Origin of the sequence: Actinocrispum sp. NPDC049592 (assembly GCF_040675465.1) — a bacterium.
Classification (GTDB): domain Bacteria; phylum Actinomycetota; class Actinomycetes; order Mycobacteriales; family Pseudonocardiaceae; genus Kibdelosporangium.
The window spans coordinates 348766-369389 of sequence record NZ_JBFAPA010000002.1 but is presented as its reverse complement, the minus strand read 5'-3'; the positions used below and the strand labels follow the sequence as shown (position 1 = coordinate 369389).

18 protein-coding genes are annotated in these 20624 nt (G+C 69.9%); 4 read left to right on the top strand and 14 right to left on the bottom strand.

Annotated features, from left to right (window positions below; genetic code table 11):
• Nucleotides 1–18 precede the first annotated feature (18 nt).
• Both AB0J95_RS08320 and AB0J95_RS08315 read right to left on the bottom strand, forming a co-directional pair.
• Entirely contained in the window at nt 19–1137 is a 1119-nt protein-coding gene (locus AB0J95_RS08320) for an RNA ligase RtcB family protein (protein ID WP_364754174.1), read from the bottom strand.
• A gap of 129 nt (nt 1138–1266) precedes the next feature.
• The gene (locus AB0J95_RS08315) at nt 1267–2442 is read right to left on the bottom strand and encodes a thiolase family protein (protein ID WP_364754172.1); all 1176 of its coding nucleotides are present in this window, start codon (nt 2440–2442) and stop codon (nt 1267–1269) included.
• A gap of 248 nt (nt 2443–2690) precedes the next feature.
• Here AB0J95_RS08315 and AB0J95_RS08310 point away from each other — a divergent pair, with 248 nt between their 5' ends.
• Complete coding sequence (locus AB0J95_RS08310) at nt 2691–3146, top strand: helix-turn-helix domain-containing protein (RefSeq protein WP_364754169.1); 456 nt, start codon at nt 2691–2693, stop codon at nt 3144–3146.
• A gap of 24 nt (nt 3147–3170) precedes the next feature.
• Here AB0J95_RS08310 and ggt read toward each other — a convergent pair whose 3' ends face one another.
• The 4 genes from ggt to AB0J95_RS08290 form a co-directional block, all read right to left on the bottom strand.
• On the bottom strand, nt 3171–4910 hold the full coding sequence (gene ggt, locus AB0J95_RS08305; protein ID WP_364755012.1) for a gamma-glutamyltransferase: 1740 nt from the start codon (nt 4908–4910) through the stop codon (nt 3171–3173).
• Nucleotides 4911–5016: 106 nt separating this feature from the next.
• Nucleotides 5017–6621 carry a thiamine pyrophosphate-binding protein gene (locus tag AB0J95_RS08300; protein WP_364754166.1) on the bottom strand — a complete coding sequence of 535 codons (1605 nt, stop codon included), beginning with the start codon at nt 6619–6621 and terminating at the stop codon, nt 5017–5019.
• On the bottom strand, nt 6618–7553 hold the full coding sequence (gene speB, locus AB0J95_RS08295) for an agmatinase (RefSeq protein ID WP_364754163.1): 936 nt from the start codon (nt 7551–7553) through the stop codon (nt 6618–6620). The genes AB0J95_RS08300 and speB overlap by 4 nt, the downstream gene beginning before the upstream one ends.
• A complete protein-coding gene (locus AB0J95_RS08290) occupies nt 7550–8968 on the bottom strand; it encodes a sodium:solute symporter (protein WP_364754160.1) in 1419 nt (472 codons plus the stop codon). The genes speB and AB0J95_RS08290 overlap by 4 nt, the downstream gene beginning before the upstream one ends.
• A gap of 116 nt (nt 8969–9084) precedes the next feature.
• Here AB0J95_RS08290 and AB0J95_RS08285 point away from each other — a divergent pair, with 116 nt between their 5' ends.
• Entirely contained in the window at nt 9085–10605 is a 1521-nt protein-coding gene (locus AB0J95_RS08285; protein WP_364754157.1) for a PucR family transcriptional regulator, read from the top strand.
• Here the strand turns inward: AB0J95_RS08285 and AB0J95_RS08280 are convergent.
• A complete protein-coding gene (locus AB0J95_RS08280; protein WP_364754154.1) occupies nt 10587–11741 on the bottom strand; it encodes a glutamate--cysteine ligase in 1155 nt (384 codons plus the stop codon). The two genes, AB0J95_RS08285 and AB0J95_RS08280, sit on opposite strands and share 19 nt — an antisense overlap.
• A 257-nt stretch (nt 11742–11998) precedes the next feature.
• On the opposite strand from AB0J95_RS08280, the gene AB0J95_RS08275 reads away from it, so the two are divergent.
• Nucleotides 11999–12655 carry an RNA polymerase sigma factor gene (locus tag AB0J95_RS08275; protein ID WP_364754151.1) on the top strand — a complete coding sequence of 219 codons (657 nt, stop codon included), beginning with the start codon at nt 11999–12001 and terminating at the stop codon, nt 12653–12655.
• A complete protein-coding gene (locus AB0J95_RS08270; protein ID WP_364754148.1) occupies nt 12652–13977 on the top strand; it encodes a hypothetical protein in 1326 nt (441 codons plus the stop codon). The genes AB0J95_RS08275 and AB0J95_RS08270 overlap by 4 nt, the downstream gene beginning before the upstream one ends.
• 41 nt (nt 13978–14018) lie before the next feature.
• Here AB0J95_RS08270 and AB0J95_RS08265 read toward each other — a convergent pair whose 3' ends face one another.
• The 7 genes from AB0J95_RS08265 to mihF form a co-directional block, all read right to left on the bottom strand.
• Nucleotides 14019–14606 carry a M15 family metallopeptidase gene (locus AB0J95_RS08265; protein ID WP_364754146.1) on the bottom strand — a complete coding sequence of 196 codons (588 nt, stop codon included), beginning with the start codon at nt 14604–14606 and terminating at the stop codon, nt 14019–14021.
• Between the two features lie 138 nt (nt 14607–14744).
• Nucleotides 14745–16751: a primosomal protein N' gene (locus AB0J95_RS08260; protein ID WP_364754143.1), complete on the bottom strand. Its 2007-nt coding sequence runs from the start codon at nt 16749–16751 to the stop codon at nt 14745–14747.
• Between the two features lie 31 nt (nt 16752–16782).
• Complete coding sequence (metK, locus tag AB0J95_RS08255) at nt 16783–17985, bottom strand: methionine adenosyltransferase (protein WP_364754140.1); 1203 nt, start codon at nt 17983–17985, stop codon at nt 16783–16785.
• Between the two features lie 84 nt (nt 17986–18069).
• A complete protein-coding gene (coaBC, locus tag AB0J95_RS08250; RefSeq protein ID WP_364755010.1) occupies nt 18070–19284 on the bottom strand; it encodes a bifunctional phosphopantothenoylcysteine decarboxylase/phosphopantothenate--cysteine ligase CoaBC in 1215 nt (404 codons plus the stop codon).
• A 29-nt stretch (nt 19285–19313) separates the two neighbouring features.
• Complete coding sequence (rpoZ, locus tag AB0J95_RS08245; protein ID WP_364754137.1) at nt 19314–19595, bottom strand: DNA-directed RNA polymerase subunit omega; 282 nt, start codon at nt 19593–19595, stop codon at nt 19314–19316.
• A gap of 31 nt (nt 19596–19626) precedes the next feature.
• On the bottom strand, nt 19627–20220 hold the full coding sequence (gene gmk, locus AB0J95_RS08240; RefSeq protein WP_364754134.1) for a guanylate kinase: 594 nt from the start codon (nt 20218–20220) through the stop codon (nt 19627–19629).
• Nucleotides 20221–20253: 33 nt separating this feature from the next.
• Nucleotides 20254–20571: an integration host factor, actinobacterial type gene (gene mihF / locus AB0J95_RS08235; protein WP_054293572.1), complete on the bottom strand. Its 318-nt coding sequence runs from the start codon at nt 20569–20571 to the stop codon at nt 20254–20256.
• Between the last annotated feature and the right edge of the window lie 53 nt (nt 20572–20624).

The window sequence follows — 20624 nt, the reverse complement described above, 5'->3', positions numbered from 1 at the left end:
CCCGCTTCAAAGCCGATCTCACCGGCCCCGTTTGCGGGGGCCGCGGTCGGCGGTTTTGTAGGTGACGACGGGTGTGGTGGTCGCTATGGGGGTCGCGAGGTTGTGGTCGGTGAGGTCGGCGATGACCTGTTCGATGCGTTTGTAGGCGGTGGGGGCTTCCTCGAACAGAAGCTGACGGTCGCCGCAGACCACCACCGAACCCATGGGCGTGGTGCGGAGTTCCTCGACGGTGTGCTTGGCCTTGCCCCGGCGCAGAGCATCGGCCCGGGACATCTTCCGGCCGGCGCCATGCGCGACGGAGTGGTTCGCGTCGGCACCGGCGTGCCCGGCGACGAGATACGACGGGGTGCCGCGAGTGCCCGCGATGAGCACGTCGTTGCCGTCACCGCGCGCAACTCCCTTGCGGTGCAAGTAGGTCCCGTCATCGACCGCAACGAAGTTGTGGCACTCGTCCACGATCGGCGACTCAGGCTCGGCCCCCAAAGCAAGCGCGACTCGAGCGGCCATCAGGCGCCGGTTGAGCGAACCCCAACGCACCGCCGAATCATGCGCCGCCAGATAGGCCGCAGGATCCGCTGCCGGACCAGCACCGTGCACCTCGGTGTGCGCCCGCAGGATCCGCTCACCCAGACCGCGCGATCCACTGTGGACGATCAGCACCAGGTCACCGGCGTCCAGCCCAAGGCGCGAGGCGTGCTCCGGCGAGAACACGGTACCGATCCGCGCCAGCTCAACGAAGTGGTTGCCCCGCCCGACAGTCCCCAGCCCCTCAAGGTGACCGCCGGGAACATCTGAGTCCACAAAGGACCAGACCTCGTCGGAAAGATCCACCGGAACGTCAAGGTCGGGGAACCGCCCGGCGAGCCGCGACGGCACGGCCTTCTTCAGCCGGAACGGGAAAACCGCGATGCCACAACCGATGTCGGACCCCACCAGGAACGGGTACAACACCGTGGACAGCATGGCCGCGCCGATGGGCGCGCCCTTGCCCGGATGCAGGTCCGGCATGGCGGCAACGTGGATCATGCCCTCGAGCGCGGCGACCTGCCGGCACTGTGACAGGGCATTGGACTCGATCCAGCTCGTCGGCGACGCGAACACGCTGACGGTGGCCGAAGTGGAGTTCTGGGCAGGCAAAAGACGCTCTCTTCCAAGGAAAGGGGGACGGCAACGGCCGCGGCGGCTGGGGTCTGTCCGTCAGAACGTCATACGCACAGAGTCCCGCAGCCCACCGCGCGCGGCAACCGAATTTCGGCCCCCCGATCCTCAGAGGCGTTCGACGATGGTGGCGTTGGCCAACCCGCCTGCCTCACACATGGTCTGCAGGCCGTAGCGGCCGCCGGTCTGGTCGAGAACGGACAGCAACGTCGTCATCAAACGAGCCCCGCTGGCGCCGAGCGGGTGGCCGATGGCGGTGGCGCCGCCGTTGACGTTGACCTTGTCCAGCGAAACACCGGTTTCCTTCTGCCACGCCAGAACCACGCTGGTGAAGGCCTCATTGACCTCGAAGGCATCGATGTCCGAAACAGACAGCCCGGCTCGCTGCAGAACCTTGGAAGTCGCGGGAATGACCCCGGTGAGCATGTACAGCGGGTCATCGCCGACCACGGCGAAGCTGTGCAACCGGGCGCGAGGCGTCAAACCGAGCTTGCGAGCCGTGGAGCTGCTGGTGATCAGCACCGCCGCAGCACCGTCGTTGATCGGTGAGGAGTTGCCCGCGGTCACGTTCCACGAGATCTGCGGGAACCGCGCCGACCAGTCCGAGTGGTAGAACGCGGGTTTCAACCCCGCGAGGATGTCCACTGTGGTCGACGGCCGGATCGACTCGTCCAGGTTCACCTCAGCGGTGCCCACCTTGAGCGGCGCCACCTCACCGGCGAACTTGCCATCAGCCCAAGCAGCGGCGGCACGCTGGTGGCTCAAAGCCGCGAACGAGTCCAGCTCGCCACGGCTCAGACCCCACTTGGCCGCGATCAGCTCCGCGCTGATCCCCTGGGGAACGAGACCCTCGGGGTACCTGGCCGCCACGCCCGGGCCGAACGGATCCTGCCCGTTGACCTGGCTGCCGATCGGGATCCGGCTCATCGACTCGATCCCGGACGCGATCACCACGTCGTAGGCGCCCGCGATCACGCCCTGCGCCGCGAAGTGGATCGCCTGCTGGCTGCTGCCGCACTGCCGGTCCACGGTCACCGCGGGCACGGACTCGGGCAGGCCCGCGGCCAGGGCGGCCCAGCGGGCGGTGTTGGCGCTCTGCTCGCCGATCTGGCCGACCGCGCCGGAGATCACGTCGTCGACCAGCGCCGGGTCGATGCCGGTGCGTTCGATGAGCGAACGGATCGCGTGCGCGTGCAGGTCCACGGGATGCACCCCGGACAACGCACCGCCACGTTTGCCGATGGGAGTACGGACAGCGTCGATGATGACCGCATCTTCAGTCATGACAGGCCCGCCTCTCCGGATTTCAAAGTCTTGGTTGCGTTGAGAACGAACGGTTCCGTCCGGTCACGTACTTGTGGCTGGTTCGCGTCACGTTCCCCTGAGGTCCGGTTGGGAAGCACTCGGCCTGATCTCGATTCAGTCGACACAAGGGGTGTCATGGCTGGCCTCACTTGAAGATAGTTGACTTTCTTGAAGCAAGCGTACGTCGAGTAGGCTTGTCTCGAGCAAGTCAATGTGAGGAGAGTCCCGTGGTGCTCCGTCAGGACTGGTCCAGGCACCCCTGCCCGATCGCCCGCACGCTGGACGTGGTCGGCGACCCGTGGGTGCTGCTGGTGCTGAGAGAGGCGCTGCTGGGCGCCACGAAGTTCGACGAGTTCCGCACGACCCTGCAGGTCGCGGACAACGTGCTGAGCAAGAGGCTCGCGATGATGGTCGACGAGGGCCTGCTCACCAAAGCGCCCTACAAGGGCCGCCAGCGCACCCACGACCAGTACCTGATCACCGAAGCGGGCGCGGACCTGCTCCCGGTGCTGAACGCCCTCGCGCACTGGGGCGAGAACCACACCGACCCGCCACGACGCCACACCGCGATGTGGATCGACCACAACGGCCACACCAGCACCAGCGCCACCGAGTGCAGCACGTGCGGCGAAGAGCTGACGTCAGCCAACCGCACCTACAAACGACAGTGGGTGGCCCCGTAGTAACAGGGCCACCCACCGACGAAATCAACGAGCCGGGAACACCACAGCAGCCGATCCGCCGCCACGACGGACAGGCTCAGCAGCGGCGATCCACCGCCCATCGGGCAACCGCTCGACACCCGTGGCGGCGCCGATCTCAGCCGCGGCGGCGGCGTTGAAGCCCTGGCCGTACTGCTTGGCCAGCACATCGGCCTCCGGCAACGCCAGGAACGCCGGTTCGACCTGGGCGAGCGCGGAGTTGCGCTGCGAGGCTCGCGGCTGGGCGATGGCCTGCACCAGGGAGAAGCCCCGGTCGATCCGGCCCAGGATGACCTGCAGCGTGGTCGTGATGATCGACGCGCCACCCGGTGACCCGGTCGCGAAGAACGGCTTTCCGTTGCGCAGCACGATGGTCGGCGCCATCGAGGAGCGCGGCCGCTTGCCGGCGCCGGGCAGGTTCGGGTCGGGCACGCCCGGGAACAGCGGCGCGAAGTTGAAGTCGGTCAGCTCGTTGTTCAGCAGGAACCCACGGCCGGGCACGACCATGCCGTTGCCGCCCTCCTGCTCGATGGTGAGCGTGTACGACACGACGTTGCCCCACGCGTCCGCGGTGGTCAGGTGGGTCGTGCTCATGCCGTCGTTCAGGATCGTGCCGCCGGGACCGGTGGTGGCACACGGCTTCGGGTTGTACGGGTCACCGGGCGCGACCGGGCTGGTCAATGCCTTGTTCGGATCGATCAGGCAGGCGCGGGAGTTGGCGAACTTCTGCGACAGCAGCTGCTTGGTCGGCACCGCCTGCACGTCCGGGTCGCCCACCCAGCGGTTGCGGTCGGCGAACGAGATCCGGGTCGACTCCAGGAAGTTGTGCAGGTAGTCCACCTGGGAGAGCTTGCGGACGTCCTTGGTCTCCAGGATGTTCAGCGCCTCGCCGACGGTTGTGCCACCCGACGACGGCGGCGCCATGCTGTACACGTCCAGGCCGCGGTAGCTGGCCTTGGACGGGTCGCGCGGGATCGCCTGGTAGCGCGACAGATCCTGCAGCGTGAGCCGGCCGGGGCGGACGTTCAACGGGGAGGCCGGGTCCTTGGGCGGCTGCTGCACGGTCTTGACGATCTCGCGGCCGATGGCCCCGTTGTACAGCGACCGCAGGTTGGTGTCGGCCAGCTCGCGGTAGGTGTTGGCCAGGTCGGGGTTGCGGAACGTGGACCCCACCGCGGGCGGCTTGCCGCCGGGCAGGTAGAGCTCCCGGGTGGACGGGAACGCCGAGAACCGGGCGATGTTGTTGCTGATCTGGGTCTGGAACGTCTGGTCGACGGTGAACCCCTTGCGGGCCAGCTGTTCGGCCGGTTTCATCGCCTCTTTCAGCGACAGCCTGCCCCACTTCTGCAGGGCGGTCTGCCAGGTCTTCGGCGTGCCCGGGACGCCGACGCTCAACCCGCTGGTGACGGCGTCGGCGAACGGCAGCGGCACGCCGTTCTCCTGGAAGTACTTCTCGTCCGCGGTCGCCGGCGCGGTCTCGCGGCCGTCGAGCGTGTACACCTTCCCGGTGCGGGCCTCGTAGAACACGAAGAACCCGCCACCGCCGACGCCGTTGGAGAACGGGTCGGTGACGCCCAGCGCGGCGGCCGTGGCGACGGCCGCGTCGACCGCGTTGCCGCCGTGGCGCAGCACGGAGATGCCGATCGCGGTGGCGTCCTGGTCGATGCTCGCCACAGCACCGCCGTAGCCGATCGCCTCCGGCACTTTCGCCGGGGCGGCGACCGCGTTGGCTCCGGTGAGCACCATCGTTGTGGTGACAGTCAGTGAGGCCAGTAAACCGGCGGATCGACGCACAGTGAACCCTCCTGCTCCTCTGCGAGGGGATTCACTCTGCCCCGCCGGTCGGGTTATCTCAAGCCGAACCCAGGTGGGTCGGCGCGAACATCCGCAGCAGCGCAGGCAGAACGACCACGGAGGGCCCATCATCCGCCAGCGCCTTCGCCAGGTCGTCGCGCAGCGAACCGGGTGTCGTGCGCACCGCGGGAACGCCGAAAGCCGAGGCCAGCGCGACGAAATCGGGCCTGGCCAGCTCGGTGCCGGTGGCCACGCCGAACGCGTCGGTCATGTACTCGCGCAGGATGCCGTAGCCACCGTCGTCGACGATCAACCACGTCACCCGGAGGTGGTGCTGTTTCGCGGTTGCCAGCTCGGGCAGCCCGTACATCGCGCCGCCGTCGCCGGACACCGCGAGGACGGGTCCGTCCGTTGTGGATGCGGCGCCGAGCGCGGCCGGGAACGCGTAGCCGAGCCCGCCCGCGCCCTGAGCCGTGTGCATCGCGCCCGCCCGCGGATCCCAGGCCGACCACGCCCAGTACGCCAGGATCGTCATGTCCCAGAAGCTCGGGGCGTCATCGGGCAACGCCGACCGCACGGCCGCCAGAACGTCCTGTTCGAAGCCAAGGTCCTGACCGGCGAGCCGCTCCCGCACCGACGCCAGCACAGCACCCACATCGGCCGTCGAGTCGCGCGAGGACACTGCGGATGTCAATGCGCGCAAGGCAAGCGCCGCGTCGGCGTGGATGGCCAGCGCGGGATGGCCGGCCTCCAGCTTGCCGAGATCCGCCTCGACCTGGATCACCCGGCCCCGCGGCCGGAAGGTGTGGTAGTTGCTGGACAGCTCCCCCAGCCCCGACCCGACGACCAGCAGGGCATCCGCAGCCTCAAGGTAGTCGGTGGTGTGTCGGTCCTCCAGCCAGGACTGCAGCGAAAGCTTGTGGTCCCACGGAAAAGAACCCTTGCCACCGAAGGTCGTGACCACCGGCGCGCCGAGTTTCTCCGCCAGGGCAAGCAGATCGGCTTCACCGCCGCTCCGCACCACTCCCCCGCCCGCCAGAATCACCGGCGAAGCGGCCGCGGACAACAGCCGAGCCGCCTCCGCGATCAGCTCCGGCCGCGGCGCCAAGACCCGCGGCGAGACAACAAGTTCGCCCAAAGGTGGCACGGACACCTCACCGAGGAGCACGTCCTGCGGGATCTCCAGCCACACCGGACCTGCGGGGGCGCTCGCGGCGATCTCCCACGCCTCCGCGACCGCCGACGGGATCTGCGAAGCCGTCCTGACAACCCGCGTGTGCTTGACCACGCCACGGAAACTGGCCTGCTGGTCGGGCAGTTCGTGGAGAAAACCCCGCCGCGCACCACCCAATCCGGCGACCGGGACCTGGCTGCTGATCCCCAGCACGGGCACGGACGAGCTCGCGGACTCCTGCAGCCCGGCCAAAGTCTGCAAAGCCCCCGGCCCGGTCGACACGAACAACGGGGTCACCGCACCGGTCGTGCGCGCATGCCCGTCGGCCGCGAAAGCCGCGTTCACCTCGGTCCGGCTGCCCACATACCGCAACGAGGACCGCCGCAACGCGTCGAACAGGCCGAGCGCATGCTGCCCGGGCAGGCCGAAGACCGTCGTGGCGCCGAGCGCGGTCAGCGACTCGACGACCAGGTCGCCGCCCGTCCTCACGGTTTCCCCATGGCCAGCAACGTGATCAGGTCGTAGGCGACGTGCGAGGCGGCGATGGACGTCAGCTCGGCGTGGTCGTACGCGGGCGCCACCTCGACCACATCCGCGGACACCAGATTCGAACCGGCCAGACCACGCAGGATTTCCAGCAGTTCCCGGCTGGTCATGCCACCCGCCTCCGGCGTGCCGGTCCCGGGCGCGTGCGCGGGATCCAGCACGTCGATGTCCACGGACACATACAACGGACGGTCCCCGATCCGCGCCCGCAACGCCTCGACCACGGCATCCACCCCCTGCCGCATGACATCGGCGGACGTCACGATCCCGAACCCCAGCCGCGTGTCCTCATCAAGGTCGGCGCGCCCGTACAGCGGACCACGAGTGCCCACATGGGACACCGCGGACGTGTCCAGGATCCCCTCCTCGACCGCCCGCCGGAACGGGGTGCCGTGCGTGTAGGGCTCGCCGAAGTAGGTGTCCCACGTGTCGAGGTGCGCGTCGAAGTGCAGCAGTGCAACGGGTCCGTGCTGGGCCGCGACCGCCCGCAGCAGCGGCAGGGCGATCGTGTGGTCGCCGCCGATAGTCAGCAGCCGCGCCCCAGTGTTGAGCAACTCCGTTGCCTGCTCCTGGATCGTGCCGATGGCCTCGCCGATGTTGAACGGGTTGCACGCGATGTCTCCGGCGTCCACCACCTGCGCCTGCTCGAACGGTGCGGTGTCCAGGGCCGGGTTGTACGGCCGCAGCAACCGGCTCGCCTCCCGCACCGCCGCCGGGGCGAACCGCGCGCCCGGACGGTAGGAAACGCCCGCGTCGAAGGGAACCCCGAGGACCGCGATGTCCGCCGACGGCACCTGGTCGAGCCGGGGCAGCCGGGCGAAGGTGGCCGGCCCGGCGAACCGGGGCACCTGCGAGCTGTCGACCGGCCCGATCACGCAGGCACCTTTTCGCTGATGCGCTCGGTCCACGCCTCCCGCACGGCGGCGTCGGTCGGTGGCGTCAGCAGGCTGACCACGACGTAGAACACCAGGCTCACTCCCAGTCCGTAGAAGATGACCTCGTTGGCTTCCAGGCCATTGGTGAACATCACGACCACGACCGTCACCGCACCCGAGGCCATCGACGCCAGCGCGCCCTGCCGGTTGCCCCGCTTCCACACCATCCCACCGACGATCGCCACCAGCAAGCCACCGACCAGCAGGTTGTACGCCACGGTGAGCGCCGCGATCACACCCTCGATCAGCATCGCCAGCAGGATCGCGATCACCCCGAGCACCAAGGTGAACAACCGGTTCGAGTGAATGTCCTCTTTGGACCCTGACCGGCCGGAGAGACGAGGCCAGATGTCGTTGGCGGCAACGGTCGAGGACGCGATCAGCGCCCCGCTCGAGGTCGACATCAACGCGGCCAGCGCCGCCGCCAGCACCAGCCCGCGCACACCCATCGGCAGGAAGTTCTCCACGGCGGTGGCGAAAGCCGTGTCCTTCTGGCCGATCCCCGGGTACAGCGAGTGCGTGGCCATCCCGATCAACGCCCCCGCGAACGCGTACACCACGCAGTACAGCCCGGAAGTGATCCCGCCCCAGGTGGCGACCTTGGGCGTGCGGGCGGTGAACACGCGCTGCCAGATGTCCTGCCCGATCAGCAGCCCCAGCGTGTAGGTGACCAGCAGCGTGACGATGGTGGTGCCGCCGATCGCGGTGAAGTCGAAGTCACTGGCGGACAGGCGTTCCCGCATCCCGGCGAACCCGCCCGCCCGGGCCAGCGCGAAAGGCAGCAGCAGCAACAGGATCCCGACGGTCTTCACGGCGAACTGCACGATGTCGGTCATCGAGATCGACCACATGCCGCCGAGCACCGAGTACAGCACGATGATCCCGCCGGCCAGCAGGATGCTCGCCCACCGGTCGAACCCGAACAGCACGTTGAAGATCGTCGAGGAGGCGCCCAGCGAGGTGACGGTCAGCATCAGCGCGTAGCCCCACATCACGACGCCGGAGACGGCCGCGGACGAGCCGCCGTAGCGGATGTCGAGCATGTCCGACACCGTGTAGACGCGCAAACGGGCGATCCGCCGGGCGAATGCCGCCGACAGGAGCAGGATGCCCAGGCCAATTGCCAGCACCAGCCAGGCGCCGGAAATGCCGTACTGGTAACCGAGCCGCACACCGCCGATGGTGGAGGCGCCGCCGAGCACGATGGCCGACATCGTGCCGGAGTACATGACGCCGCCCAACCGCCGTCCTGCCACCAGATACTCGCTCTTCGTGGTGGCGCGGCGCATACCCCACCACCCCATGCCGATCATGCCCAGCAGGTAGGCCACAATCACCGCGTAGTCCAGGCCCATCTCGTGCCTCCGGTTGTGTCGTTCCGGTCACCGTATGCAAACGGCTCTGGCCGGGCGACGGGTTGAACTGCACAATCGGGTGACCGCCTGTTGGATGAATCGGCCCCGGAGACGTCATGACGCTCAGAACGGTGCCCTTGCGGACCGTCGTGGACCGGGCCGAGCTGCGCCTGGAGGTCAAGGCCGGCAAGGAGAACCTCGACCGGCCGGTGTGCTGGGCGCACGTCAGCGAGCTGCGCGACCCGGTGCCCTACCTGCTCGGCCAGGAGCTGCTGCTCACCGCCGGGGTCAACTTCCCCAAGCGTCCGGCCGACATCGAGGCCTACGTCGAGGGGCTCACGAAGGCGGGCGTCAGCGCGCTCGGGTTCGGCGTGACACCCGTGTACGACGCGGTGCCGGACGCCCTGGTCCGGGCTTGTCACGACCGCGGCATGCCACTCGTGGTGGTCCCCGAGAAGACCCCGTTCCTCGCGGTCAGCCAGGCCGTCGGCACCGCGCTCGCGGACGCCCAGAACACCGAGCTGCGGGTGATCGCCGACGGCCAGCGAGCCCTTACCCGCGCCGCCGCCCGACCCCGACCAACCGAGACCACTGTGCGCGCCCTGGCCACCTCCCTGGCCGCGTGGGCCATGTTGCTGGACGCGCAGGGCACGGTCGTCACCCGGTCCGGGCTCGCGCCGGAGCCCACGGACGACCTCAAGGCGCTGGCCGCCAAGGTCCGCACCGGCACCGGGCCGCGGTCCGGGAGCACGAAGATCGGCGATGACCACGCGGTCCTGCATCCGGTCGAGCCCTCGTCGGTGCTGATCGTGGGCCGTTCGCGGGCGTTCACCGTGGGCGACCGTGCGGTGGTGGCGATGTCGCTGGCTCTGCTCGGGCTCGTGCGCCGGGAGGTCGACGCGTCCCGCGGCCACACCGCCCGGCTGGCCGCGCGGCTTCTTCTCGCCGGTGGCGCGGCCGCCGAGTCCACCGGTGACCTGCTGGCCACGTTGCTCGACAACCGCCCTGGCCAGGACTACCGGGTGATCGCCGGGGTGGATGTGCGGCAACGGCACCGTTTCGACGCGGATGGCGACTTCGCCCAGCTGGTCCAGCTGCTCGGCACGCCCCTGGTCGACCTGACCAACGGCAGTTTCCGCGCGGTCGTGGCGGCCCGCTCCGCGCCCAGCCAGGCCGCACTGGAGACCCTGCACAAGCGCGGCTGGCTGGTCGGTATGAGCGGAGTCACAGCGCTCGCCGACCTCCGTTCGGCGGAACGGGAAGCCGTCGCATTGCGACGTCGCGCAGCGGCGAGTGGCCGCCCGGTGACAGCCGACAACGAAAACGAGTCCGTCGCCTCTTTGATCGATCCGGCGCAGGCCCGCGCATTCGCGCGGCGCACCCTCGCGCCATTGACCGAAATTCGATCACCGGGCGCCGCACAGCTCGTTGAAACCTTGAGAATTTGGCTCGCCAATCACGGCAACTGGGACCGCACGGCGGCGGTCCTGAAAGTGCACCGCAACAGCGTTCGGCACCGTATCCAGCAAATCGAGCGCGCCCTGCACGTCGACCTTTCCCAGGCGCAACATCGGATGGATCTCTGGTACGCGGTCAATTGGCTGCCGCCGGACTGGCCTCACGACGTCCACGTCTGAGCGGCCAGGAAACCGACCACGTCCTCGAGCCGTCCGGTGCGCGCGAACGCCGCCCGCTGGCGGGCCGCGCCGCTGCCGTCGAGCAGCAGCCTGGCCAGCGACTCGTTGACCAGTTCGTAGTCACCGGCCTCCTCCAGGGCCGGCCGGATCCACCGGACCAGGCCCGCGGCCAGGTTCCCGGCCGGCGCCAGCTCGCCGGTGCGGACGTCAACCCCTAGTCCCTCCAAGCCATCCCGGGCCGCGCGCCACAACGCGGGCCGCAGCAGGTGCTGGGGAACCGCGAGCGCGGGCATGTCCGTGGTCAGCGCCATCGTCGCGATGCCCCGGGCGATCGCGGCCAGCAGCACCGCGTCCCGCACGGTCGGCGCCACATCGCAGATCCGCAGCTCAACGGTGGGATGACGGGCCGAAAGCCGGGCGTCCCAGTAGAGCATGCCCACGTCCATGGCCGCGCCGCTGGAGATGACCTCATCACGGGCGGCGTAGTAGGAGGCGGGCGACTCGATCCACGGCGGCGGCCCGGCGGACGGCCACCTGCCCCACATCAGGTAGCGCCAGCTGGCATAGCCGGTGTCGGCGTTGTTCCAGTACGGCGAGTTGGCGCCCATCGCCAGCAGCGTCGGCAACCAGGGCCTCAGGTGGTTGACGACCAGCACCCTGGCCTCGTCGTCCGGGAGTCCGATGTGGACGTGGCAGCCGCAGACCGGCAGGTCGCCCAGGAGAGCCCGAAACTCGCGGCTCATCCGGTGGTAGCGCGGGACGGGCGTGAGCGGGTTCGGCGTGCTGCGGCCGAACACCGACGTCCCCGAAGCGATCAGCCGGGCCCCGTAGGCGTTCGCCTGCTCGGCAAGCACCGCACGGGCGCCGGCCAGCTGGTCGTGCAGGTCCCCCATCGTGCGGCAGACCCCGGTCGCGGTCTCGACCTGGCTCAGCGTGATCTCCGCCTGTAAGTCGTGCCCATTGCCGGCGGCGTCCGCGAGCACATCCGGCGCCCGGTCGGCCAGCCGCCCGGTGCGGGCGTCAACCAGCAGGAATTCCTCCTCCACTCCCACCGACAGCAGTTCCGACGTGATAATTCCCGCCGCCGATGATCCTTGTGAAGATCGCGCGCGGGTGCCAAGCCGGGCTTCGCTCACGCCTGCCTCCAGTGACGGCCGTCCTCCCAATCGACATTACGAGCCGACCGGAGTTTCGCGCATGGGGCATCAGGCTGAACCAAGTGTGAGTTTTGGAATGTTCACCATTCCAATCCGGTCCCATGGGGGCCGGTACCACTGTTTCCGGCATATCGTGCGACCGCCACCCCTGGCTGAACCCCGGTCATCCCCAGGGGCGATGCGCGCTGACAACAGCGGTATGCAACGCTTGGGGCGGAGGTGGCCACCTCCACTATGTGACGACCACCGCGAAGCTGGGAACGAGGATGCTGCCCGATCGCGGCGAGCCCTCGCTGGGCCCGCCGGCCGGGGCCGAACCGGCTCATGACCCGCACAGCGATGCCTCGCTGTGGCGTCGTGCGGCGTCCGGGAACAAGGCCGCGTTCGGTGAGCTGTTCGAGCGGCACGCCCAGGCGGTGTGGAACCACGCCTACCGGCTGACCGGGTCCTGGTCGACCGCGGAGGACCTCACCTCGATCACGTTCATGACCGCCTGGCGCAAGCTGGGCGAGATCACCCTGGTCCGCGACAGTGCGCTGCCCTGGCTCTACGCGGTGGCCGGCAACCTCGCGCGCTCGGAGTACCGCAGCTCCGGCCGGTTCGCCCGGATGCTGCGCCGGGTGCCCACGCAGGAGGCCGTCGAGGACCACGCCGAGCAGGTCGCCGACAAGGTCGACAGCCAGAGCCGGATGCGCCGGGTGCTGGCCGCGGTGGCCAAGCTGCCGAAGTCCGAACGCCAGGTGGTCGAGCTGTGCCTGATCGGCGAGCTGTCCACCGCCGAGGCGGCCGAGCTGCTCGGCCTCGAGGAGGTCAGCATCCGGTCGCGGATCTCCCGCGCCCGGGCACGCCTGCGCAAGACACTGGGGGGCGACGTGCTGGAGGACGCACCATGACCGGCTTCGAGCCGCGCCGGGAGATGCCGCCGGAGGTGCGGGACCGGTTGCGGCGCAGGCTGTGGCGGGAGCTGGACCGGCCCGCCGGGTTTCTCGACCGCGCCAGGGCGCCGCTGGCAGCGGCCGCCGGAGTCGCCGTGCTGGCCGCCGGAGCGGTGATCGTCGCCCAGGCGGTGCCGCCCCGGCAGTCGGCGGCCTCGGACGGCCAGGGGTCGGTCGAGGCGCCACGCAGCCCGTCCATTTCGGACGATGTGGCGGTGGCCAACGCCGAGCTGGACCGGTGCTACGCGGCGGCGCGGACCTCACCGCAGAGCGGCGCCTACCCGGACCGTCCCGAGTGGACACCGTCGTTCAGCGCCGAGGTCGGCGGGATCGTGGTGACCGCGGCGCGCGCCGACGGCAAGCCGCTGTTCTGCGAGAGCACGCTGACCTCGGTGACGATCTCCAACCCCAGCGCGGAACCGGCGTACGCGGCCGGGTCGGGCACCGGCGCGTTGTTCGCGACGTCGAACGGGACGGTCGCGGGCGTGCTGGACTCCTCCTGGGAGGCGTTCGACATCACCTCGGCCGACACCGGCGAGGAAATGCTCGCGCCGCCGGAGAAGGGCGACGGCATGTTCGTGGCCTACACGTCGATCAGCATCGGCCCGGACACCCATCTGCAGGCGCAGCAACTGCCTTCGGACTCCACCGCGGACCGCCCGGACGACGACGACCCGGTCTACCCCGCGCGTGAGATGACCGCGCCGCCACTGCCGATGGTGTCCGTTGTGGACAGACCAACGCCCGCGGCGGACCGGACCTCGCCGCGGGGCAAGGAACTCGGCGACTGCCTGGACAGCACGCGGGACCCCGAGCCGGACCGGGACAGCTGGCAGCCGGGCGCGGCGATGACCGTCAAGGGCAGTGAGCTGATCATGGCCACGAACAGCAAGGGCGTGTCCGCCTGCCAGTGGCAGCCGGACCCGGTGACCCGCAAGGCGGCCGACCCGGTCGACCAGACCTTCCAGCCCTACATGGACTTCGTGCGTGAACCGCAACCGGTCGACGCGGCCCAGATGCCCGTCGTCACCGGCGGCGACGGCGGCCTGGTCCTGCTCGGCACGGTCCGCGCCGACGCGACCAAGATGAACGTGAGCCTCGACGGCACCACGGAACTGGACACCGACGTCCGCGCGGGCACCTTCATCTCCCTCGTCCCCGACGCCCTCACCGACGACAGCGGCCAGCTCGACGACACCACCCTCGACCACCTCACCGCGACCCTCTACGACTCCAAGGGAAACACCCTCTACCGCGGCCCCCTGCACCTGCACAGCTGAGAAAGCAGGCCCCGCCGGGGTGACGGGGCCTGCTTTTTGTCTTACGGCTTCTCGAAGTGCTGGTAGTCGATCGGCGAGTCCCAGTAGCCGCCCCATTCCCAGCCGCGGCTGGCGAACGCCTGGACGGTGTGGTCACCGGCGTGGATCAGGCCCGGGTCGGTCCGGGTCCGGTCCACGTACGGCGCCCCGTTGGGTGGGTACACCGCGCCGCTGCCGGAGATGTACGGGTTCTGGACGGTGTTGATGTCGATCGCGCGGCCGTAGGAGTGGTTGGACCACGCCGTGCCACCGGTGATCGGACGGCAGTTGAACGCCGAGGTGTTGTTGGCCGCCATGGACTTGTCGTCGTCCGCGTCGAACTTCTCCACGGTCTCCATGCGCTGGATCGGGAACCGGTCGAAGTACAGGTCGGCGAACGTGCGGGCGACCTCGGTGGCCACCGCGGCGTTCACGATCAGCTCACCGCGGTAGACCTTGCCGTCGAAGCCGAGCACGCTGAGGTTGATCAGCCTGAGCTGGTCCGGTCCGACCGGGCAGCCCTCCCGCCAGCTCTTGCCCAGCCGCTCGGCCGTGACCGGCTGGATGAACGCGACGTACGGCGGCAACCCGGCAGCGCCCGGCCCATCCACTCGTACGCCCTGCTCAGAAGCGTTCGCTACCCCAGTCCCCAGACCCACAGAAGCCGTGATCGCAACTATCGATGTGAGTGTTCTCAAGATCCCCATGCCCGGTAGACGCCAGAGATCGACAAAAGGTTGTCGATCTCTTCAGACGAGTTCCAACGGGTCCAACCGGATCCGCAGCGTCTCGGGTTCCTTGCGGGCAGTGCGTTCGCGCTGAGCCACCGACAAGGCCGCGGCCAGGGCACGACCTTGACCCCGGCTCGAACGGATCAGGGCACGTTCGACCTCGCCCTTGTCGCCCAACGGAACCGGACCGAGGATCTCCGCGGTCTCCGGGAGGGTGAGGCTGTCCAGGAAGTCGTTCAACGCGGTCGGCGAACCGTCCACGGAGGCCATCCGGACCGCCGGCGGGAAGCCGAGTTCCATGCGGCCGGCCAGTTCCTGCTCGGCGTGCCACGCGGGATCCCACCGTACCAGCGCCTGGACCGGGCCGAGCGCGGAATCTCCCACCACCACAACACGTCCACCGGCCGGGCCAGGACGAACCAAAGCCGCCGCGCCCATCCAGCGCCGCAGGGTCTCCTCGGCCGCACGCAGGTCCGCACGACCGAGCAAAGCCCAGCTGTCCAGCAAAAGCGCGGCCCCGTAACCGCCTTCGGCGACCGGTTCCGCGCCCGGGGTGGCAACGACCAGAGCGGGATCGCCTGGCACGGTTGCCAAAACCTCGTCAGCGCCGGAGGTGCGCACGGGCACACCGGGGAAGGCGCGGCCCAGCTCCTCGGCAGTTCGTTTGGAGCCAACGACAACAGCCCGCAACCGCCGCGAACCGCACTCCCCGCAACGAAAAGCGGCCTCGGCGGCGCCGCACCACCGGCACGCGGCCGGACGCGGCACGCCATCATCCCGTCCGCCGGGCAAGGCCAGCGGGCCGGCACACCGGCGGCAGCGCGCGGGCGCCCGGCAGTTCATACACGCCAACGCAGGCACGTACCCCCGCCGCGGCACCTGCACCAACACCGGCGCCCCAGCCTTCAACGCACCCCTCGCGGCCTCGAAGCTGACCAACGGCAGTCGCGCGGCCCGGGCGGCGGGGTCACGGGCGATCTGCACGTCGGTCTCGCCGATCGCGGTGACCCGTGGGGCGCAGGCGCGCAGCGAGTCGCGCGAGGCCACCAGCTCATGCGCCCAACCGGTTCGCACGAGCAGCTGCGCCTCCGCGGTCCGCGCGAACCCGCCGATCACCAGCGCCGCCCCGGACAGGTGGGCGCGCAGCGTCAGCACCTCGCGGACGTGCGGGTACGGCGAGCGCTGGTCGGCGTGCAGGTCGTCGCCGTCGTCCCAGACGACCACCAGGCCGGGGTCCGCGACCGGGGCGAACGCGGTCGCGCGGGTGCCCAGCACGATCCGGGCGCTGCCCCGGCGCACCGCGAGCCACCTGCGGTAACGCGTAGACGGGCCCAGATCGGCCGACAACGCCACAACGGCCGGTTCGCCGTCCTTGCCCACCAGGTCAAGGCAGGCGGCGTGCAGCCGGGCCACGTCGCGATAGTCGGGCACGACCAGCACCACGCCCCGGCCGGTCGCGGCGACGGTCACCGCCAGCTCGGCGAGCCGCCTGGGCCAGTCCTCGTCCGGCAGCGCCTGCCAGACGGCATGCGCCTGCCGGCCCGCTTTCAACGCGTCCAGGAAGGCCGCGCCGCGGGGATAGCGGTCCCACCCGGACAGATCCTCCAACGGCGTTAGAGAGACCGGCTCGGGGGACGCGGAGGATTCGGCGCGGGCATGCCTGGGCGGGATCGCCAGCCGGAGAACGTCCATCATCGACCCGGCGTACCGGTCGGCCACCGCACGGGCCAACTGGGCTATCTCCGGCGCCAGCACCGACTCGGCGGACACCGCCCGCTCCAGGAACGCGAGCTTCGGGTGGTCGGACTCCTCGGCCCGCTCGATCACGTACCCGTCGACGAGCTGCCCGGAGAACCGCACCCGCACCCGCGACCCGGCGACCACCTCGGCGTCCAGGTGTGTCGGCACGAGGTAGTCGAACGTCCGGTCCAGGTGCGCCAGCGGGACGTCAACGTAAACGCGGGCAACCGGCAGGGTGGCGGCTGCCTGCCGCTCCCCTTTGTGCCGGTTGCCCGCGTTGGCCATGCCCTGTTTTCTAACAGAGCGGTACGACGGGTCAGACGCCAGCGGCCTGCTTCAACGCCTCGGCGCGGTCGGTACGCTCCCACGGCAGGTCCAGCTCGGGCCGGCCGAAGTGGCCGTAGGCCGCGGTCGGGGCGTAGATCGGGCGCAGCAGGTCCAGGTCGCGGATGATCGCGGCCGGGCGCAGGTCGAACACGCTGGAGATGGCGGCCTGGATCTTGGTCGGGTCGACCGTCTCGGTGCCGAAGGTCTCCACGAACAGGCCCACCGGGGCGGCCTTGCCGATCGCGTACGCGACCTGCACCTCGACCCGGGTGGCCAGGCCGGCGGCCACCGCGTTCTTGGCGACCCAGCGCATCGCGTAGGCGGCCGAGCGGTCCACCTTCGACGGGTCCTTGCCGGAGAAGGCGCCGCCACCGTGGCGGGCCATGCCGCCGTAGGTGTCGACGATGATCTTGCGGCCGGTCAGGCCCGCGTCACCCATCGGGCCGCCGATGACGAACCGGCCGGTCGGGTTGACCAGCAGCCGCACGTTCGAGGTGTCCAGCGTCAGGCCCTCGAACTCGGGCAGCATGACGTGCTCGCGCACGTCCGCGCCGAGCAGGCGCTCCAGGTCGATGCCGTCGGCGTGCTGCGAGGAGACCACCACGGTGTCCAGGCGGACCGGCTGGTCGCCCGCGTACTCGATGGTGACCTGGGTCTTGCCGTCCGGGCGCAGGTAGGGCAGCACGCCGTCCTTGCGGACCTGGGTCAGCCGCTTGGACAGCCGGTGCGCCAGCGCGATCGGCAGCGGCATCAGCTCGGGGGTGTCGGTGCAGGCGTAGCCGAACATCAGGCCCTGGTCACCGGCGCCCTGGCGGTCGATGTCGTCCTCGGCGGACTCCACGCGGGACTCGTACGCGGTGTCCACACCCTGGGCGATGTCCGGGGACTGGGTGCCCAGCGCCACGTTCACGCCACAGGAGTTGCCGTCGAAGCCCTTGGCCGACGAGTCGTAGCCGATCTCCAGGATCTTCTCGCGCACGATGCCCGGGATGTCGGCGTAGGCCTCGGTGGTCACCTCACCGGCGACGTGCACCTGGCCGGTGGTGACCAGGGTCTCCACCGCCACGCGCGAGCGCGGGTCCTTGCGCAGCAGGGCGTCCAGGATCGAGTCGCTGATCGCGTCACAGATCTTGTCGGGGTGCCCTTCGGTGACTGACTCCGACGTAAAGAGCCGGCTGGCCTTGTTAGTCACGGTTCTTCCCCTTCACGATCTCTCTGCGACGAATTCATGCCTGCGAAATGTGCGCCCAGCCTACTTGCGGCCGCTGACACGAGGTCAACGCCCGGTGGACTCCGCGATGAAGTCCCAGATGGCGGTCGCCATTTGTGCTTTGGAGCCGAGTGCGATAGCGCGCTCGGTCCCGTCCGCGGCCAGCAGCCAGCCCGCGTTGTCCTCGACCTCGAACGCCTTGCCGTCGCCGACGGCGTTCAGCACGAGCAGGTCGCAGCCCTTGCGGGCGAGCTTGGCGCGGGCGTGGGTGAGCACGTCCCCGCTCTCGTCCCCGGTCTCGGCGGCGAAGCCGACGATGTACTGGGTGTCCGGCAGCTTACCGGCGGAACGGGCCGAGACCAGTTCCGCGAGCACGTCGGGGTTGCGGGTGAGCGCGACCGGGTCCGGGTCCCGGTCCGACTTCTTGATCTTGTGGTCGGCCCGGCTGGCCGGGCGGAAGTCGGCGACCGCGGCGGCCATCACGACGATGTCGGCGTCCGCCGCCGCCTTGTGCACGGCGTCCCGCAGTTCCAGTGCGGTGCCGGCGTGCACGATCTCGGCCCCGGCCGGTTCGGCCAGCGCGGCCGTGTGCGCGGACACAAGGGTCACCTGCGCGCCGCGCTGTGCCGCCACTCTGGCCAACGCGTAGCCCTGTTTGCCAGAGGAGCGATTGCCTAGGTACCGGACCGGGTCGAGCGGCTCGCGTGTCCCGCCGGCGGAGACAACGACGCGCAGTCCGGCCAGGTCACGGGGCAGCGCGTCCGGCCGGGCCAGCAGCAGCCGGGCCAGCTCGACGATCTCGGCCGGGTCGGCCAGCCGCCCCTTGCCGGTGTCCTTGCCGGTCAGCCGGCCCGACGCGGGCTCGGCGACCACGACGCCACGCGACCGCAGCAGCGCCACGTTGTCCTGGGTGGCGGCGTGCTCCCACATCTCGGTGTGCATCGCCGGGACCATCAGGACCGGGCAGCGCGCGGTCAGCAGCGTGCCGGTGAGCATGTCGTCCGCGCGGCCGTGCGCGGCCTTGGCCAGCAGGTCCGCCGTCGCGGGCGCCACCACGACCAGGTCGGCCTCCTGGCCGATCCGCACGTGCGGCACCTCGAAGACGTCCTCGAACACCTGGGTGTGCACCGGATTGCCGGACAGCGCCTCGAAGGTCGCCTTGCCGACGAACCTCAGCGCCGCCTCGGTGGGCAGGACCTGGACGTGGTGCCCGGACTCGGTGAGCCGGCGCAGCACCTCACAGGCCTTGTAGGCGGCGATGCCACCACCGACCCCGAGCACGACCCGGGGCCGCCGCGAAGGCTCGGTGCTCACTCGCCTTCGGTGTGCTCGAGCAGACCGGCGTGGATCTCGCGCAGCGCGATGGACAGCGGCTTCTCCCGCGGGCCCGGCTCCACCAGCGGCCCGACGTACTCGAGCAGGCCCTCGCCGAGCTGCGCGTAGTAGTCGTTGATCTGGCGGGCGCGCTTGGCGGCGTAGATCACCAGCGCGTACTTGGAGCTGACCTTGTCCAGCAGGTCGTCGATCGGAGGGTTGGTGATGCCTTCCAGGTTGGTGGTCGGCTCGCCCAAAGCGCCCAGCTCGGTGCTCAAAACAGACTCCTGCTTCAGGTCGGACAGCGGGTCAGACAGATGTACCCGTCATCAAGGTTAGCAACTCGGCCGCGGCGTCCCGCACGTCGGTGTTCATCACCAGCGCGTCGAACTCGCCCTGGGCGTCGAGCTCCTTCTCGGCGACCGCCAGCCGGTGGGCCACCACCTCGGGGTCCTCGGTGCCGCGGCCGGTCAGCCGGCCGACCAGGGTCTCCCACGACGGGGGCACGAGCATGACCAGCTGAGCCTCGGGCATCGCGGCGCGCACCTGCCGCGCGCCCTGCAGCTCGATCTCCAGGATCGCCGGGCGCCCCTCGGCCAGCGCGTCCAGCACGGGCTGGCGCGGGGTGCCGTAGAAGTTGCCGGCGTACCGGGCGTACTCGAGGAACGCGTCCTCGTCGATCATCCGCTTGAACTCGTCGAGGTCGACGAAGTGGTAGTGCTGACCGTCCACTTCGCCCGGGCGCTGCGCCCGGGTGGTCAGCGAGACGCTGAAGAAGATGCCCGGGTCCAGCTTGCGCAGCTGGGCGACGACGGTGGACTTGCCGACCCCGGACGGTCCCGACACAACAGTGAGCCGGGGCCGGGCGCGCACACCCGTCCCCGGCTCGGGCACTTCAGTCAACTGACTGCCGTATCAACTGATGCCGCCAGTCGGTCACTCGCCGCTGAACTCGGCGAGCAGCGCCTTGCGCTGCCGGTCACCGAGGCCGCGGAGACGGCGGCTGGGCGCGATCTGCAACCGCTCGATGATCTGGTTGGCACGCACCTTGCCGACGCCCGGAAGCGCCTCAAGCAGTGCGGTCACCTTCATCTTGCCCAGGACCTCGTCGCTGTCGGACTGGGCGAGCACATCCTTCAGGGTCGTGCCGCCTCGCTTGAGGCGCTCCTTGAGCTCAGCCCGGGCCCGACGAGCAGCAGCCGCCTTCTCCAGCGCTGCGGCCCGCTGCTCCTCGGTCAGCTGGGGAAGGGCCACGATTTCCTCCGTGGGGTGGGTGTTTCTGGATCGGGTGCAGGCGACCGTACCGA

Bases quoted from the DNA above. Each gene is read 5' to 3' on its own strand.
- AB0J95_RS08270 (WP_364754148.1), top strand. From the start codon at position 12,652: ATGACCGGCTTCGAGCCGCGCCGGGAGATGCCGCCGGAGGTGCGGGAC.
- AB0J95_RS08285 (WP_364754157.1), top strand. From the start codon at position 9,085: ATGACGCTCAGAACGGTGCCCTTGCGGACCGTCGTGGACCGGGCCGAG.
- AB0J95_RS08260 (WP_364754143.1), bottom strand. From the start codon at position 16,751: ATGGCCAACGCGGGCAACCGGCACAAAGGGGAGCGGCAGGCAGCCGCC.
- ggt (WP_364755012.1), bottom strand. From the start codon at position 4,910: ATGGTGCTCACCGGAGCCAACGCGGTCGCCGCCCCGGCGAAAGTGCCG.
- AB0J95_RS08315 (WP_364754172.1), bottom strand. From the start codon at position 2,442: ATGACTGAAGATGCGGTCATCATCGACGCTGTCCGTACTCCCATCGGC.
- AB0J95_RS08290 (WP_364754160.1), bottom strand. From the start codon at position 8,968: ATGGGCCTGGACTACGCGGTGATTGTGGCCTACCTGCTGGGCATGATC.